At 68.7% G+C, this 16,957-nt stretch carries 14 protein-coding genes; 7 read left to right on the top strand and 7 right to left on the bottom strand.

Annotated elements, in window-relative coordinates; translation table 11 throughout:
* Positions 1–45: 45 nt before the first annotated feature.
* The 4 genes from ACPTTF_RS29195 to ACPTTF_RS29210 all read right to left on the bottom strand — a co-directional run bounded on the left by ACPTTF_RS29195 (position 46) and on the right by ACPTTF_RS29210 (position 6,338).
* Entirely contained in the window at positions 46–2,277 is a 2,232-nt protein-coding gene (locus ACPTTF_RS29195) for a TonB-dependent siderophore receptor (RefSeq protein ID WP_423369221.1), read from the bottom strand.
* Positions 2,278–3,066: 789 nt separating this feature from the next.
* Positions 3,067–3,270, bottom strand: coding sequence for a DUF2970 domain-containing protein (locus ACPTTF_RS29200; RefSeq protein ID WP_021164122.1), 204 nt, complete (start codon positions 3,268–3,270; stop codon positions 3,067–3,069).
* A gap of 123 nt (positions 3,271–3,393) precedes the next feature.
* Entirely contained in the window at positions 3,394–5,658 is a 2,265-nt protein-coding gene (locus tag ACPTTF_RS29205) for a pyridoxamine 5'-phosphate oxidase family protein (protein WP_423391186.1), read from the bottom strand.
* Positions 5,659–5,693: 35 nt separating this feature from the next.
* The gene (locus tag ACPTTF_RS29210; protein ID WP_423369223.1) at positions 5,694–6,338 is read right to left on the bottom strand and encodes a glutathione S-transferase family protein; all 645 of its coding nucleotides are present in this window, start codon (positions 6,336–6,338) and stop codon (positions 5,694–5,696) included.
* A gap of 127 nt (positions 6,339–6,465) precedes the next feature.
* Here ACPTTF_RS29210 and ACPTTF_RS29215 point away from each other — a divergent pair, with 127 nt between their 5' ends.
* Both ACPTTF_RS29215 and ACPTTF_RS29220 read left to right on the top strand, forming a co-directional pair.
* Positions 6,466–7,407 (top strand): LysR family transcriptional regulator, encoded by a 942-nt coding sequence (locus ACPTTF_RS29215; protein WP_423369224.1) that lies wholly within the window; start codon positions 6,466–6,468, stop codon positions 7,405–7,407.
* 230 nt (positions 7,408–7,637) lie between these two features.
* Complete coding sequence (locus tag ACPTTF_RS29220; RefSeq protein ID WP_166954551.1) at positions 7,638–7,901, top strand: fucose-binding lectin protein; 264 nt, start codon at positions 7,638–7,640, stop codon at positions 7,899–7,901.
* Between the two features lie 289 nt (positions 7,902–8,190).
* On the opposite strand, the gene ACPTTF_RS29225 is transcribed toward ACPTTF_RS29220, so the two are convergent.
* Positions 8,191–8,832 carry a TetR/AcrR family transcriptional regulator gene (locus ACPTTF_RS29225; protein ID WP_423369225.1) on the bottom strand — a complete coding sequence of 214 codons (642 nt, stop codon included), beginning with the start codon at positions 8,830–8,832 and terminating at the stop codon, positions 8,191–8,193.
* A gap of 103 nt (positions 8,833–8,935) precedes the next feature.
* Between ACPTTF_RS29225 and ACPTTF_RS29230 the strand changes: the two genes are divergently transcribed.
* From ACPTTF_RS29230 to ACPTTF_RS29240, 3 genes are read left to right on the top strand one after another with little or no spacing between them, the layout of a single operon-like run.
* Complete coding sequence (locus ACPTTF_RS29230; RefSeq protein ID WP_423369226.1) at positions 8,936–9,862, top strand: SDR family NAD(P)-dependent oxidoreductase; 927 nt, start codon at positions 8,936–8,938, stop codon at positions 9,860–9,862.
* A complete protein-coding gene (locus ACPTTF_RS29235) occupies positions 9,859–11,451 on the top strand; it encodes a flavin-containing monooxygenase (RefSeq protein WP_423369227.1) in 1,593 nt (530 codons plus the stop codon). The genes ACPTTF_RS29230 and ACPTTF_RS29235 overlap by 4 nt, the downstream gene beginning before the upstream one ends.
* Before the next feature lie 7 nt (positions 11,452–11,458).
* Positions 11,459–12,445, top strand: coding sequence for an alpha/beta fold hydrolase (locus ACPTTF_RS29240; RefSeq protein ID WP_423369228.1), 987 nt, complete (start codon positions 11,459–11,461; stop codon positions 12,443–12,445).
* Positions 12,446–12,505: 60 nt separating this feature from the next.
* On the opposite strand, the gene ACPTTF_RS29245 is transcribed toward ACPTTF_RS29240, so the two are convergent.
* On the bottom strand, positions 12,506–12,904 hold the full coding sequence (locus tag ACPTTF_RS29245) for a carboxymuconolactone decarboxylase family protein (protein WP_423369229.1): 399 nt from the start codon (positions 12,902–12,904) through the stop codon (positions 12,506–12,508).
* A gap of 138 nt (positions 12,905–13,042) precedes the next feature.
* Positions 13,043–14,128 (bottom strand): highly repetitive protein, encoded by a 1,086-nt coding sequence (locus ACPTTF_RS29250; RefSeq protein ID WP_423391187.1) that lies wholly within the window; start codon positions 14,126–14,128, stop codon positions 13,043–13,045.
* On the opposite strand from ACPTTF_RS29250, the gene ACPTTF_RS29255 reads away from it, so the two are divergent.
* Together ACPTTF_RS29255 and ACPTTF_RS29260 are read left to right on the top strand one after the other, a co-directional pair.
* Positions 14,112–15,518: a collagen-like triple helix repeat-containing protein gene (locus ACPTTF_RS29255; protein ID WP_423391188.1), complete on the top strand. Its 1,407-nt coding sequence runs from the start codon at positions 14,112–14,114 to the stop codon at positions 15,516–15,518. The genes ACPTTF_RS29250 and ACPTTF_RS29255 overlap by 17 nt on opposite strands.
* 120 nt (positions 15,519–15,638) lie before the next feature.
* A complete protein-coding gene (locus tag ACPTTF_RS29260; RefSeq protein ID WP_423369231.1) occupies positions 15,639–16,922 on the top strand; it encodes an isoprenylcysteine carboxylmethyltransferase family protein in 1,284 nt (427 codons plus the stop codon).
* The last annotated feature ends 35 nt before the right edge of the window (positions 16,923–16,957 follow it).

The raw sequence follows: 16,957 nt of genomic DNA on the forward strand, positions 1-16,957 counted from the left end.
AGGTTAGCTGCCGGGGCCGCGCGTCACGCGGCCGGTTCCGGACGGTCAGAAATCATAGGTCAATGACACGCGCGCGGTGCGCGGCGCGCCCGGGAACAGGTACGCGTCGCCCTGCTGCTCGCCCGCATCGCGCCAGTAGAACTTGTTGAACAGGTTGTCCACCGACACGCGCAGCACCGTACGATGGCCGCCGATCTTCGTCGTATAGCGCGCGCCGAGATTGAACACGAACCACGACGGCACGCGCGCGGTGCCCTCCTCGTTCGCGTTGCGGGCCGCGCTGTACTCGACGCCGCCCAGCACGTTCAGCCCCGCGACGCCCGGCACCGCGTAGTCCGCGTACACCGACGCACGCAGCGCGGGCACATTGATGATCTGGTGCCCTTCGTATGCCGGCGAACCCGAATCGTACGCGCGCGCGCGAATCGCCGCGACGCTGGCCGTCAGCCCCAGGCGCTCGGTCACGCGCCCGGCCGCGCCGAGCTCGATTCCCTGGTGGCGCTGCGTGCCGCGCTGCACGAACGTGTAGGTCGTGCCCGATGCGTCCGGGTCGGCGAACTGGAACGGCTTGCTGATCGAGAATACGGCGGCCGTGAGGCTCAGCCGGTCGAGCCAGTCGTATTTCGCGCCGACCTCGATCTGGTGCGATTCGACGGGCGGCAGGAACGCATACGCGTTGGTCGCGCGCACGGGCGCCTGGTCGCCGAGCGACAGCGCCTTGCTGTACGACGCGTACAGCGACAGCGCGTTCACCGGCTTGTAGACGAGCGCGACCTGCGGCAGGAACACCGAGCGGTCGGTATGCGTCGTGTCGCCGTCGAGGCTGCTCCAGCTGCGTTGGCGCAGCAGCACTTCCTTGCCGCCCGCGAGCACCTGCCAGTGTTCGCCGATGCTGATGCGGTCGAGCCCGAACACGCCGTACTGCCACGCATCGAGACGCGGATACGACGGCCCCGGTGAATTCGGCGACGGCGAAAAGGTCGTGTCGGGCCCGTAGATGTTCTCGCTGCCCACGTAGTCGTACACGGCGTCGGCCATGCTCACGACGCGGCGCTGCACGCTCACGCCGAGCGTCAGCTCGTGCCGCAGCGGCCCCGTCGCGAACTTGCCCGTCGTGACCGCACGCAGGTCGTCGTTGCGCCGGTATTCGCCGGGGCTGCGGAAGTCGTACACGTCGTAGTCGCCGTTCGCGCCGAAGAAGAACGGCGACGTCGTGCCCGCCTTGCAGCTCGCCGCATACGAGCAGCCGTACGCGAACGCGCTGTTGTCGTCGATCATCGTGCGGCTGCGGCCGGCGGCGATGTAGGCCTTCCAGTCGTCGTTGAACTGGTAGTCGAAGCGCGCGTTCAGGTTCAGCGCGTCGGTCGTCACCGGTTTCGCCCACGGCTGCGTGCCGAGCGCCTTCGACGTCGTCTTGACTGAAGGCACGACGGTGCCGCCGAGCAACTGGTAGCCGGGCGCGGAACGCTGGATCCACTGCTGGAATTCGGCGTTGAGCTGCAGGCTCGCGCGCGGGCTGATGTCCCAGTCGGCGGCGATCGAGCCGAACGTGCGCCGTCCGTTCGTGCCGTCGATGTAGGAGTGCATGTTCTCCTTCGCGGCATTGATCCGGAAGCCGAACTGATTGTCGGGGCCGAAGCGGCGGCCGAGATCGACGGCCGCCGACGTCGAGCCGCGGCTGTCGACGCCGCCCGTCACGCTCGCGACGTTCGCGGAGCGCTTCGTCACGAAGTTGATCACGCCGCCCGGCGCGACGACGCCGCTGTCGATCCCGGCAAGCCCCTTCAGGATCTCGACGCGCTCCTTGTTCTCGAGCGGCACGTTCTGCTCGCCGGACACCGTCAGCCCGTCGATCCGGATCGCGCTCGCGAGATCGACCGGAAAGCCGCGGATCGCAAAGCCTTCGTAATAGCCGACCGGCGCATAGTCGTTGACGACCGACGCGTCGTTGCGCACGACGTCGCTCAGCCGCTTCGCCTGCTGGTCGTCGAGCTGCGCGCGCGTGACGACGCTCACCGACGCCGGCGTATCGCGCAGCGGTGCGTCATCGAGCCCCGCGACCGACGCCGTGCGTACGCGCAGCGCATTGCCGCGCTCGCCGCTCACCGTGATCGTCGGCAGCGTCGCGCTGCCGGCTGCCTCGGCGTCCGGTGCCGGCGTGTCGCCCTGCGCCGCGGCGGCCTGTGCCGCGAAAAGCGTGATGCCGAGACCGACGCCAAGCCCGACCTTCGCGCGCCGCCGCCGTGCGGGCGACGCTGTTGTTCTATTCACCGTCATTGTTCTGGATGGAAAACTCGCCACTCGACCCTGTCGAAACCTGTTACGAAGCTGCGAAGCGTGCCCGCGACCGGATCCCACCTGCGCCGGACGCATGCGCCGGCGCGACATTCATCAGACGAACCGGGCGAACCGGACAAACCGGACGATATGGCACGCAAGCGGGCCGCTCGGTCGGAAGGACGCAGGATGGGACATCGGATTCAGGTGACGCACCGGGAACCGACGCAGCCGTCGACCGGTTCGTCGGGGGGCGTGTCGGGCGGCCGGCTGCATCGCGCGGTCTTGTCATGCGGGGGGACGCTTCGAACGCCCCGGTACGGGCGCGACGGTCTGACGCGTGCCGTTCGCTGGAACGGCGGCGTGCCCGTCGCGCACGACATCGCGGCGCGGCGCGCATTTTACCCCGGGCGGGGCTGACCGCCCGGGAAATGGGCGAATCGGGGGAAACGGGCGGATTGGGCGGATTGGGCGGATTGGGCGGATCGGGCGAATCGGGCGAATCGGGCGAATCGGGCGAATCGGGCGGATCGGGCGGATCGGGCGGATCGGGCGAAACGAGCGGATTGGGAGAATCGGAAGGCGGGTACGGGTACGGGTACGGGTACGGGTACGGGTACGGGTACGGGTACGGGAACAGTGTGCTTCGTGCGGCACGACGACGGTGCCGATTTGCGCGTCACTGGCGTCGTGCGCGGCCACCTCGATGACCGGCGCAGTCGCACACCGGTCAAGCGGTTGGGAACCGGAGCGGGAACGCTCTTCGCCCGCTCGCGATTCGACGGCCGGTCAGAACCCCTGCATCGTCGCGGTCGGATCGACGACCAAGTGCACGACGCCGTAAATGACCGCGCCGACGAGCAGCGCGAGCACGATCGCCACGAACGGCAGCAACGTGTAGTTGACGTTCGCGAGATCGGCCGCGTGCGCCTTGCTGTTGCGTACGCCGAAGAAACTCCACAGGACCAGCTTGATCATGCCGAGCAGTTTCATGGTTGTGCTCCTTTCATCGAATCGGTTGACGCTATCGTCGATCCGACCGGCCTCCGAAAAAAGAAGCAGTTGCGCGCGCTTTTCGCGCAGCAGGCCGTCTGCGGCCGCATGTCGCAGGGTGCGTCAGCAGTCGAGCACGAGCGGCTCCGGCCCTTGCGCGGGCCGCGCGACGCACAGCAGCGCACAACCGGGTTCGACCGGTGCATCGGGCGCCTGCTCGTAGTCGACCGCGCCTGACAGCACGCGCGTCGCGCACGTGCCGCACGACCCTGAGCGGCATTCGGACGGCACAGCCACGCGCTGCCCTTCCGCGAATTCGAGCAACGTGCCGTCGGCGGGCGTCCACGCGGCTTCGCGGCCCGTGCGCTGGAACAAGACCGGCACGCCCGCCGCCGGCGCGCCGGTCGTACGGGTCGCGCTGCGTGCCACGCTCGACGGCCCGAACGCCTCGAAGCGGATACGTTCGTCCGGCACGTTCAGCGCGCGCAGCCCGTCGTACAAGTCGCGCATGAACGCCGACGGCCCGCACAGGTAGAAATCGTAATCGTCGAACGTCAGGAGCCGCTTCAATTGCGCGATGTCGATGCGGCCGGCTCGCGCTGCCGAGCGTTCGTGAGGATGGCTGTCGAACCAGTGGATCGAGAACCGTTCGTCGGCGGCCGCGATGCGTGCCAGTTCCGCCGCGAACGGCCGGTCGGCCGCTTCACGCGCACCATGCACGAACACCATGCGGCGCAACGGTTGATCGTCGGCCAGCGCGCGGCGCAGCATCGCGATCATCGGCGTGATGCCGATGCCGGCCGACACGAGCACGGCCGGGCGCGGGCTCGCGAGATCGAACGTGAAGCGCCCGCGCGGCATCTGCGCGTCGAGTGTCATGCCCGCCTGCGCGTGATCGTGCAGCCACGCCGATACGCGCCCTTCGCGCTTCACGGTGATCCGGTAATGCGCGCTGCCCGGTGCATCGGACAGCGTGTAGCTGCGGATCGACGACGCATCGCCGCCCGGCAGCGCGACGCGCAGCGTCAGGTGCTGCCCGGCTTCGTAGGCGGGCAACGCGCCGCCGTCCGCCGGTTCGAAATGGAACGAGCGGATCGCGCGCGCTTCGTCGACGATCTTCGCGATGCGCAGCGGCCGCCATGCGGGTACCGATGCGGATATTGATTCTGGTGCGGGTGCCGAAGCCGAAGTCGGTGCCAATGCCGAAGTCGAAGTCGAAGCCGGTGCCGATGTCGATGTCGATGTCGATGTCGATGTCGGTGTCGGTGTCGGTGTCGGTGTCGGTGTCGGTGTCGGTGTCGGTGTCGGTGTCGATGTCGGTGCCGATGTCGGTGCCGATGCCGATGTCGGTGCCGATGCCGAAGCCGAAGCCGAAGTCGGAGTCGAAGCAGACGGCACCGCCCCGCCCACCGCACCCGCCGCCATCGCCACAAACTGCGGCGCACGTTCGACCGCCGACCACCGGAACGGCAGCACCGCGCGCATGCGCCGTACTTCCCGCACATGGAACCGCACGACCCGCTGCGCGCCGTCGAACGACGCGACGAGCGGCCCGTCCCACACGATCTCGGCGCGCGCGGCCACATACAGCAGGTCGCCGCTGTCGAAATCGACGAACAGCAGCCCCGCGCGCGGATCGTGCTGCAGGTTGCCGAGCGTATTGAAGAAGCGGTTGCCGCTGAAATCCGGTGTCGTCAGCGTGCGCGCATCGTCGACGCGCACGAACCCCGGCATCCCGCCGCGATGCGACACGTCCGCGCCGCGCGCGGCGCCCGCGTCCGCCGCCGTGTTCGCGCTCGCGACGAAGAACGTGTCGGCCTGCGCAAGCAGCGCGCGATCGGCATCGCTCAACGCGTCCGATATGTCAGGCCCGGCGGACTCGCCGGCTTCCCGTGCAACGAACGTCGGCTTGCGGCCCTGGATGTACTTCGCGCAGTTGCCGAAGCTCTGCTCGACCGCGATCGTCAGCGCATCGCCGTCGACCGCGCGCACGATGCCGTTGACGCGATTGCGCCGTCGCGTATCGAATTCGATGCCGAGCCCGCCGAGCGGCGCGCCCGGCTGCCACGCGCCGGCCAGCGGATCGCCCGGCAGCGCGCGCGCCACGACGCGCAGCGTGCGCGGGTCCGGCGACGTCACGAACCCCGGCGCACCGGCCCGCAGCGTCGCCCACGGCTGGCCGTGCGCATCGACGCCGCCGAGCACGAAGAACGGCAGTTGCGCGAAAAACGTCCGGTGCTGGTCCGGCATGAAACGCCGGATCCCGCGCCGGCCTGCCGAACCCGCGGCCTCCGTCACGCCCGCGCGCTGCTGCACGGCGAGCTCACCCGCGTGAAACGGCGCGGCATCGAGTTCCCAGCCCGGTACGACGGCGGTCGGGGTATTCATCGCGTTCTCCCTGGCAGGCACGGCATCGGTGGGCGTTACGCGGCGAGCAGGCCGGCGCGCGTCGTCGGCATGGCGACGAAACCCGGCAGCGCCTCGACGCGCGCCAGCCATGCACGGACGTGCGGATACGGCTCGAGCGACACGCCGCCTTCCGGCGCATGCGCGATGTACGAGCACGCGGCGATGTCCGCAATCGTCGGCTGCGCGCCGGCCGCGAACGGCTTGCCGGCCAGCTCGCGATCGATCACGTCGAGCACCTTCGCGGCCGTGCGCTTGGCGGCCTCCTGGTCGAGCTTCGCGCCGAACACGGCCACGAGCCGCGCGGCGGCCGGCCCCGATGCGATCGGCCCGGCCGCATACGACAGCCAGCGCTGCACGATGGCCGCGCTGGCCGGGTCGTCGGGCAGCCAGTGCGCGTCGCCGTAGCGCTTCGCGAGGTACACGAGGATCGCGTTCGAATCGGCGATCACCGTGCCGCCGTCGTCGATCACGGGCACCTGCCCGAGCGGATTGAGCGCGAGGAACGCCGGTTCGCGCTGCGCGCCGGCCGCGAGATCGACGTCGACGATCTCGGCAGGCAGCCCGAGCAGCGACAGGAATAAGCGGACGCGATGCGCATGCCCCGAGAGCAGGAACGAATAGACGCGAATCGGTGAAGCAGGCTTGCGGGCGGCAGACATGGAAAACGCTCCGGAATCTCGCGCCGCCGGGGATCGGCGACGAACAGCTGCAGCGTAGCGCTCGCCGTTCGTCACCAGAACACGGATAATCGCGGAAACATTATCCTTTTCCATAGGACAATCGACGATGGCCGATCTGCGCGACGTGAACCTGAACCGGCTGGCGATCTTCGTCGCGGTGGTCGACGCCGGCTCGCTGACGGCCGCGGCCGAGCGGCTCGGCCTTGCGAAGACGGTCGTCAGCACGCACATGCAGCGCCTCGAATCGGAGGTCGGCGCGAACCTGCTGGTGCGCACCACGCGGCGGCTGAGCGTGACCGACGCGGGACGGGCGTTCTACGACGCGTGCCGCGACATCGTGCGCGCCGCCGAAAGCGCGCTCGACGCGGTGTCGTCCGACGCGGGGCCGCTGCGCGGCACGCTACGCGTGAGCGTGCCGATCGACTACGGCGCGCTGGTCGTCGCGCCTGCCGTCGTCGCATTGCGCGACCGGCATCCGGGCCTCGATGTCGAACTGGTCGCGAACGACCGTGTCGTCGATCTCGTCGCGGACAACCTCGACGTCGCGATCCGCATCGGCCGCCTCGCCGATTCGAACTATCGCGCGGTGCAACTCGGCACGTACGAGAAATGGCTGGTCGCGAGCCCCGCGTTCATCGCGCGCCACGGGCGGCCGGACGATACCGATGCGCTCGCCGCGCTGCCGTTCGTGATGCTGTCGACGCTGCCGCGCCCGCATACGGTCGAACTCGAAGATGCAAACGGCGGCACCGCCTCGGTGCGCTGTGTCGCGCACGTCGTGTCGAACACCGCCACCGCATGCCGCGCGATCGTACTCGCAGGCGGCGGCTTCGGTCTGCTGACGGACTTTTCGACCGCCGATGACGTCGCGGCCGGCCGGCTCGTGCGGCTGCTGCCCGCGTGGCGCTCCGCGCCGGCCGGGATTCATGCGGTGTATCCGTCGACGCGGCTGCCTTCGCCAAAGGTGCGGGCGTTTATTGATGCGATGAAGGCGCGGATCGGGGAGACACCGGCAGCGCCGGTGCGCGCGAAACATACGGGCGGCTGATTCCGGAGTGCCGGCCCGCCCGGCACGACCGCCGGCGATCCGGGCACGTCAATTCACCTCCAATATCCTTGCTCCGGGCTTTCTCATTCAAAACGAATACGCCCTTTATTTTTCCAGAAAATCAGGCATTTACTTTCCCATTTTTCTACTAATCTTATTCCCGGTAATACGCTGATTTGCGTTTACCGAAACGTTTCAATTCCCCGTTTTATTCAAACAAGGAGTCTGAAATGCAAACCGCCGCAATTTCATGGGGAACCACACCGTCGATTCGTGTCTACACGGCCAACGGCAACAAGATCACCGAGCGCTGCTACGACGGCAACACCTGGTATACAGGCGCGTTCAACCAGGCGGGCGACAACGTGTCCGCAACGTGCTGGCTGGTCGGGAGCGCGATCCATATCCGCGTGTATGCAACCAGCGGCGGCTCGACGACCGAGTGGTGCTGGGATGGCGATGGCTGGACCCGAGGCGCCTATACGGGTTCCTGATCAAGCGTGCCTGGGGCGCGATAATTGTCGCGCCACGAGCGGCGCAATACGAACCGGATTTCACGTTGCGCCGCCTTTTTATTCGTACCACATTATTTTTATCAATCCACCGCCACATGGAACCGGAATTAAAAACGATGACAGCTTATTGACATCTTCTTTTCACCCAGAAAATCGCCGGCTCTGATTTATGAAAAAGGCGATTAAATCGAGCAAGAAAACGAAACGGCGCCCGGAGCGCCGTGCAGCTAACGCCTGGTTTTCATTTTCAACCGGTGATGCGTTCCGGTTACCCGATCTCCCGCAACGTCCCCAGCAGCACCTTCCGGCAACTCGCGACCATCTGCGCCTCCGGATCGCGATATTCCGTGAGCAGCCACGCCGCGCCGACGTTCGTCATCGCGCCGACGAGCGCGAGCCCGATCAGCCGCTGCTCGGTGCGCTCCGCGGGCGTCGCCGCTTCGCGCGGCGCGCCGATCGCCATGATCAGCTTGCCGAAGTCGATCAGCATGCGCTGGTAGGTCATGTCGGTGTCCGCGCTCACGCCCATCACCTCGAGCAGCAGCACGCGCGCCGCGCACGGGTCGCGCAGGAACGCGAAGAACGCGGCGAGCCCGGCATCGATGCTCTCGTGCAGATCGCCGCCACGCGCGGCCACCGCCTGCGCGACCGCGTCGTGCAGTTGCTGCGCGTGATGCAGGTAGGTGCAGCGCAGCAAATCATCGGTGCTGTCGAACGCCGCATAAAAATAGCGATCGTTCAGCTTCGCTTCCTGGCAGATCGACCGTACGGTCGCCTTGCGGAACCCGACCGTGCCGAACACACGCGTCGCCGCGCGGATCAGCGCGTCGCGCCGCTCGGCGGCCCGCACCTCGGGCGCCACGCCGCCATACGAGCGGCCCCGTTTTTCCGTTTCGAGTGCTTTCTCCATTCCGCTATTTGACATCAGGACACCCGAAAACTAAAGTGGTGACGATCAACACCACATTAGACGCGCCGCCAGCGCAGCGCAAGCGGAACGGGAGGAGCAACGGATGAACGGGTTTTCCGGCAAGGTTGCCGCGATCACGGGCGCCGGTTCGGGCATGGGCCGCAGCCTCGCGGTCGAGCTCGCGCGGCGCGGCTGCGAGGTCGCGCTCGCCGACGTGAACGAAACCGGGCTGGCCCGCACGGCGGCCGCGTGCGCGCAGCATGGCGTGCGCGTGAGCACGCGGCGGCTCGACGTCGCCGACCGCGATGCGGTGTCCGCGTGGGCCGATTTCGTGCGCGCCGGGCACGGCAAGGTCAACCTGGTCTTCAACAACGCAGGCGTGTCGCTGGCGGCCAGCGCCGAGACCGCGCGCATCGCCGATCTCGAATGGATCGTCGGCATCAACTTCTGGGGCGTCGTGCACGGCACACAGGCGTTCCTGCCGCATCTGCGCGCGTCGGGCGACGGGCACGTCGTCAACACGTCGAGCCTGTTCGGCCTCGTCGCGATGCCGACGCAAAGCGCTTACAACGCGACCAAGTTCGCGGTGCGCGGCTTCACCGAGGCGCTGCGGATGGAGCTCGAACTCGACGGTGCGCCGGTGAGCGCGACCTGCGTGCATCCGGGCGGCGTCGCGACGAACATTGTCGACGCGGGCCGTGTCGATACCAGCATCCATGCACTCACGGGCCAGGACGAAGCGACCCATCGCCGCCAGGCGAACCGCCTGATCAACGCGACGACGGCCGACGACGCCGCGCGGCAGATCCTCGCGGGTGTCGAGCGCAATGCGCGCCGCGTGCTGGTCGGCGCCGACGCGCGCCGGCTCGACCGGATCGCACGCCTGCTCGGCGCCGGCTACCAGTGGCTGATGCTGCGCCACGTGCGCCGCGCCCGTGCCCGCAACCTCCGCCCGAAGGAAGTCCCCATGGGAGAACACGCCCACGCCCCGGCCGCACTCCCGACCACGCCCACCAAGGACCCCGCATGACCTCGACGACGACCGACCGGCGCGACGCGCCGCCCGCCCCCGGCGCCCGCCGCGACACTGGCGATAGTGGCGACAATCGCGACCTCGACGTGCTGATCGTCGGCGCCGGCCTGTCCGGCATCGGCGCCGCGTATCACCTGAAGCAGCGCTGCCCGCATGCAAGCGTGGCCATCGTCGAGGCGCGCGACGCGAGCGGCGGCACCTGGGACCTGTTCCGCTATCCGGGGGTCCGTTCGGATTCCGACATGTTCACGCTCGGCTACAGCTTCCGCCCGTGGCATAGCGACAAGGCGATCTCCGACGGCCAGACGATCCTCGACTACATCCGCGACACCGCACGCACCTACGGCATCGACAAGACGATCCGCTACGGCCAGAAGGTCGTCGCGGCCGACTGGGATTCGAACCGCGCGCGCTGGACGGTACGCATCGAGCGCACGCAGGGCGGCACGACCGACACGCTCGTCTACACCTGCCGCTTCCTGTTCATGTGCAGCGGCTACTACGACTACGATGCCGGCTACCTGCCCGACTGGGCCGGCATGGACACGTTCGAGGGCAAGCTCGTGCATCCGCAGCACTGGCCGAAGGACCTGTCGTACGCGAACCGGCGTGTCGTCGTGATCGGCAGCGGCGCGACGGCCGTCACGCTCGTGCCGTCAATGGCGGCCGACGCGCAGCACGTGACGATGCTGCAGCGCTCGCCGACCTACATCGTGTCGCTGCCCGCGCGCGACAAGATCGCGAACGCGTTGCGCCGCGTGCTGCCGTCGGGGCTCGCGCACCGGCTCGTGCGCGTGAAGAACGTACTGCTGACGATCTACCTGTACAACGTGTCGCGCCGCAAGCCCGACCAGACGAAGAAGTTCATCATCCGCGCGGCCAGCAAGCAGCTCGGCCCCGACTTCGACGTCGCGAAGCACCTGACGCCGCGCTACATGCCGTGGGACCAGCGCGTATGCCTCGTGCCGAACGGCGATCTGTTCAAGTCGATCCGCGCGGGCCGCGCGTCGATCGTCACCGACGAGATCGAGCACTTCACGCCGACCGGCCTCAAGCTGAAGAGCGGCCAGCAGCTCGACGCGGACGTGATCGTCACCGCGACCGGGCTGAAGGTGAAGATGCTCGGCGGCGCGCGCGTGACAGTCGACGGCCGCGCGGTCGACCTGCCGGAGACCGTGTCGTACAAGGGGATGATGTACAGCGACGTGCCGAACCTCGCGTCGTCGTTCGGCTACACGAATGCGTCGTGGACGCTGAAGGCCGAGCTGATCGCGCGCTACGTATGCCGGCTGCTCAACCACATGCGCGCGAATGACTACGACACGTGCGTGCCGCGGCTCGGCGCCGGCGAACTCGGCGACGTGCCGGCCGTCAACCTGAGCTCGGGCTACATCCAGCGCGCGGCCGGCATCCTGCCGAAGCAGGGCCATCGCAAGCCGTGGAAATTCCACCAGAACTACGTGCGCGATCTCGCCTCGCTGAAGTTCAGCGCGCTCGCCGATTCGGCGATGCAGTTCGAACGCCGCGCGAAAACCGGCCCGGCCGCAACGGCGCCGGTTGCCGAACCCGCACTCGAAACCCGTTGAGGCCGACATGACCCCTACGCTCCATCTGATCCAGAACGTGCTGCTCGGCGTCGTCGCGGTGCTCGCCGCGCTCGCGCTGTTTTCCGCTTACGTGGCCCGTCGCGTGACGCGCGCGTTTCCGCCCGAAGGCCGCTTCGTCGACATCGGCGGCGACCGCATCCACTACGTCGAATACGGTAGCGGCCCGCCGCTCGTGTTCGTCCACGGGCTCGCGGGGCAGTGGCGCAACTTCGCATACCTGCCGCTCACGCGGCTCGCGCAGCAGCATCGCGTGATCCTCATCGACCGGCCGGGCGCCGGCCGCTCGCTGCGCGGCGCGGGTTCGCAGGCGAACGTGTTCGCGCAGGCCCGCACGGTCGCCGCGTTCATCGATGCGCTGCGGCTCGACAGGCCCGTGCTGGTCGGCCACTCGCTCGGCGGCGCGATCGCGCTCGCGGTGGGTCTCAATCATGCGGACCGCGTGAGCCGCCTTGCGCTGATCGCGCCGCTGTCGCACCAGCAGACCGAGCCGCCGGCACCGTTCAAGCCGCTGATGCTGCCCTCGCCGCTCGTGCGCCGCTTCGTGTCGTGGACTTTCGCGATCCCGCTGACGATCCTGACCGGCCGCAAGGCCGTGCGCCAGGTGTTCGCGCCGGAAGACGTGCCGCGCGACTTCCCGGTCAAGGGCGGTGGCCTGCTCGGGATGCGTCCGCACGTGTTCTACGCGACGGCGACCGACCTGCTGTCGGCGCCCGTCGACCTGCCCGCGATGGAACGCCGCTACGCGGACCTCGCGCTGCCGGTCGACGTGCTGTACGGCCGCGCGGATCCGATCCTGAACTGGCGCGAGCACGGCGACGCGCTCGCGAAGAAATCGGCTCGGGTGCGGCTGAAGGTCGTCGAGGGCGGGCACATGCTGCCGGTCACGATTCCGGATGCGACCGCCGACTGGCTGCTCGAAGTCGCCGCCGCGCCGGCCGAGGGTGCACCGCAGGCCGCGCGCGTCGAGCACTGAGCCGGAATTCATCGAAACCGGGGCCTGATTCCGCGCGGTGCAGCCGGTGAGGCGGCGGAATCAGGCTTCGTCGTCGGGCACCGACAGCCCGAGATCCGCTATCACCTCCCGCGCGCTGCGAAATGCCTCGACCGCAGCCGGCGCGCCCGCGTACAGCGCGCTGTGCAGCAACACCTCGCGGATCTCGACGAGACTCGCGCCGTTGTTAATCGCGCCGCGAATGTGACCCTTCAGTTCCGTGCTGCGGCCGAGCGCCGCCAGCATCGCGCATGTGCACAGGCTGCGTGTCTTCAGGTCGATCCCGCCCCGCTGCCACGTGCTGCCCCACGCGTGCTCGTTCAGCCAGTTCTGCAGCGGGCGCGAAAAACCGTCGAGGTCGCGCATCGCACGCTCGACGAACGCCTCGCCCATCACGTCGGTTCGTCGCGCCTTGCCGTATTCCCTGTCCTGTTCGCTCATGTCCGTGTCCTGTGTGGAGTCGTGGCCGCTTCGGCGTCGCCGGCAGCCGGGAGTTCGCGCCATGTTCATCGGGCCGGCACGTTTCGTCAAAGATGCGGGCCTCGGTTCGAAGCCGCCCGCGCGACGCGATATCGAACGCTACGTAACATCGCGCTGCGCGTTACGGCGGCTCACGGGAACATCGCAACCGCCACGCCGGCGCACCGAGCGCGCCCGTCGCGCGAAAGCGCCGTTACTCCGTTTAAATCGCACCGATATTCCCGATTTCCGCAATAAAGCGCGACACCGTTTCTCGAATACTGTCGTGGCGCGGAATTTGCAGTGGAGGCTTGGACACACTTCCAATGTCGAGGCCAACATGCACAAACTCTTCAAGAAGACGACGGTAACGATGGCCGTCTCGTCGCTGCTCGCACTATATGGTTGCGGCTCGGTCGACGGACCGACGACCCCGCCGACGATCAAGCCGAGCACGTCAGGGACGGGCGGCAGCTCGGGGACTTCGGGTACGTCGGGCGGCGGGACGTCGGGTGGTGGGACGTCGGGTAGTTCCGGTACGTCGGGTACTTCCGGCACCTCGGGTACTTCCGGCACCTCGGGCACTTCCGGTACGTCGGGCACCTCCGGTACGTCGGGTACTTCCGGCACCTCGGGCACCTCCGGTACGTCGGGCACTTCCGGCACCTCGGGCACCTCCGGTACGTCGGGCACCTCCGGTACCTCGGGCACCTCCGGTACGTCGGGCACCTCCGGCACGTCGGGCACTTCCGGTACGTCGGGTACTTCCGGCACCTCGGGCACCTCGGGCACTTCCGGTACGTCGGGTACCTCCGGTACGTCGGGTACTTCCGGTACTTCCGGTACGTCGGGCACCTCCGGCACGTCGGGCACTTCCGGTACGTCGGGCACTTCCGGTACGTCGGGCACCTCCGGTACGTCGGGTACTTCCGGCACGTCGGGTACTTCCGGCACCTCGGGTACTTCCGGCACGTCGGGTACTTCCGGTACCTCGGGCACTTCCGGCACGTCGGGTACTTCCGGCACCTCGGGTACTTCCGGCACGTCGGGTACTTCCGGCACGTCGGGTACTTCCGGCACCTCGGGTACTTCCGGCACCTCGGGTACCTCCGGTACGTCGGGCACCTCCGGCACTTCCGGCACCGGCGTCACCCCGCTCGGCAACGTCCTCCAGAAATCCGGCAACCTCGTGACGGCAGTCGGCACGACGGTCGCGAATGGCGGCGGCGTGATCGGCGGCGTGCAGATCCCCGGCACGAACCCGACGACGGCCAACAGCGTCGGCAACGCGGTCACGAGCCTCGGCAACGGCGTGCAGGCGCTCGGCAACGGCGTCGCGGCCGGCCTCGGCTCGATCGGTGTGTCGGCCAACCCGCTCGGACCGACGCTGACGTCGACCACCGGCCTGCTGACCGGCACCGGTGGCGCGGTCAACAACCTCGGCAACGCGGTGAAGAGCCTCGGCTCGGGCCCGCTGTCGCCGCTGTCGCCGGTCACGACGCTCGTCGGCGATCTCGTCAACACCGTCGGCGGCGCCGTCAACTCGACCGCGTCGGGCCTCAACACGGCGCTGAACAGCTCGCCGGTCCAGCAGCTCGAGACGCAGGTCGGCAAGGTGATCAACCCGATCACGAACACGCTGACCGGCGGTGTCACGACGCCGGGCGCCACGCAGACGCTCGGCGGCGTCACCCTCCTCGGCACGCCGCTCAACGGCCTGCTCAGCACGCTCGGCAACGGCCTCGCCCTCGCGGGCACGAAGGTCGGCGGCGCTACCGACAACCCGGTCGGCGCCGGCCTCGGTGGCGTCGTGGCGCAGCTCGGCAACACGGTGACGTCCACCGGCGGCCTCGTCCACGACAACAACGCGGGCAGCTCCAGCAGCGGCACGGGCGGCAGCAACCCGCTCGCCCCGATTACGGGCCTGCTCGGCACGCTGACGGGCGGGCTCGGCGGCGGCAGCTCGAGCGGTTCGGGCGGCACCAGCGGCACGAGCGGCGGCCCGCTGGCACCGATTACCGGCCTGCTCGGCACGGTGACAGGCGCACTCGGCGGCCTCGGTTCGAGCGGCACCGGCGGAACGAGCGGCACCAGCGGCGGCCCGCTGGCACCGATCACCGGCCTCCTCGGCACGGTGACGGGCGCACTCGGCGGCCTCGGTTCGAGCGGCACGAGCGGCACTGGCGGAACGAGTGGCACCGGCGGCACCAGCGGCACCGGTGGCGCGGGTGTCGGCGGCCTGCTGGCGCCGGTCACCAACCTCGTCAACTCGCTGACGCCGCTCGGGGCCAGCCTCACGGGCACGGTCACGACGCCGGGCGGCAACGTGACGGGCACGCTCGGCGGCCTGCTGTCGAGTGGCCCGGTCGGCACGGTGGCGGGTGCGCTGACGACGCCGGCAGGCGCCGCGGGCGCGACCGGCACAGCGAGCCCCGGCGGTGCGGCCGGCACGGTCACGACGCCGGCTGGCGGCGGCACCGTAGCTGCCGGCCTGACCGGCAGCTCGAACGGCGGTGCCGCGGGCGGCGCCGGCAACCTGCTGTCGCCGGTGACGAACCTCCTCGGCGGTCTGCTGGGCGGCGGCACCAAGAAGTAACGCTTTACCTATCAGAACCACAGGCCAATGGCCGGGCGCGCATCCCTACAAAGCCCGGCCGACGGCCGGCGTCACCCGCCAAGCGGGGGCGCCGGCCCTCACCCGTACGAGGATCCGATCATGAATTCCACGCTCGACGGCATCGCCGCGGTCCAGGACCGCCCGCCCCGTTCCGCCACGCCCCTCCGCGCCGGCCTGCTCGGTATCGCCGCCGGGCTCTTCGCCCTGTGGATCACGCGCAACCAGCCGACCCTCGATGCCGCCACGCGCGCGGTCATCGCCAGCCTCGCGATCATCGGCACGATCGCGCTGCACGAAATCTTCATCTCGCGCGTCTACCTGCGCCCGAGCGCGGGCCTGTCGCGGCAGGCCGTCCGGCCGCTCGGCATCGCGCGCGTCGCGACGCGGCTCGGCGCGTTGACGTCGATCTATGCGGGCATCGGCGTGATCTACTGGCTGCTGCCCGAATACCACGGCGCGTTCTACCTGCCGTTCTGGTCACTGCTGCGCTCGCTCGCGCCGTACGTGATCGTCGCCGCGCCGTTCTACTTCGCGTGGATGGACCGCCACCAGCGCGAGACCGACGATGCGTACCTGCTGTGGGGCCGCTTCCTGTTCCGCCGCGAGCAGCCCGCGAGCTGGAAGCCGGTGCGCGAGATGCTGGCCGGCTGGGGCGTGAAGGCGTTCTTCCTGCCGCTGATGACCGTCTACCTGTCGAAGGACGCCGATCACCTGACCGCGTCGCTCGCGAACGCGATGCACGCACCGGCGACGATCGCGACCTTCGTGTTCATGTACGACCTGTCGTTCACGATGGACCTGATGTTCGGCACCGTCGGCTACCTGTGCACGTTCCGCATCCTCGACAGCCATGTGCGCACCGTCGAGCCGACGACGCTCGGCTGGGTGGCCGCGCTGATGTGCTACCAGCCGTTCTGGTCGCTGTTCTCGAACAACTACATCCGCTACGAAGGCTCGATGTTCTGGGACAACTGGCTGCAGTCGGCCCCGACGCTGCGCGTGATCTGGGGCACGGTGATCATCCTGCTGCTGCTGACCTACGCGCTGTGCACGATCTCGTTCGGGCTGCGTTTCTCGAACCTCACCAACCGCGGGATCATCACGTCGGGCCCGTACCGCTTCACGAAGCATCCGGCGTACATCACGAAGAACCTGTCGTACTGGATGGTGTCGGTGCCGTTCGTCGAGCCGCTCGGCTGGCAGGTCGGGCTCATGCACTGCGCGGGGCTCGTCGCGGTCAACCTGATCTACTACACGCGCGCGAAGACGGAAGAGCGCCACCTGATGCGTGACCCCGACTATCGCGCGTATGCCGAATGGATCGCGCAGCACGGGCTGTTCGCGCGGGTCAGGCAGGCGTTCGGGCAACGCGCGCCGGCCTGACGCGGCGGCGCAAGGCGGGGCCTGCTGCCCCGCCC

Source organism: Burkholderia crassaminum, from assembly GCF_964265005.1.
Taxonomy (GTDB): domain Bacteria; phylum Pseudomonadota; class Gammaproteobacteria; order Burkholderiales; family Burkholderiaceae; genus Burkholderia.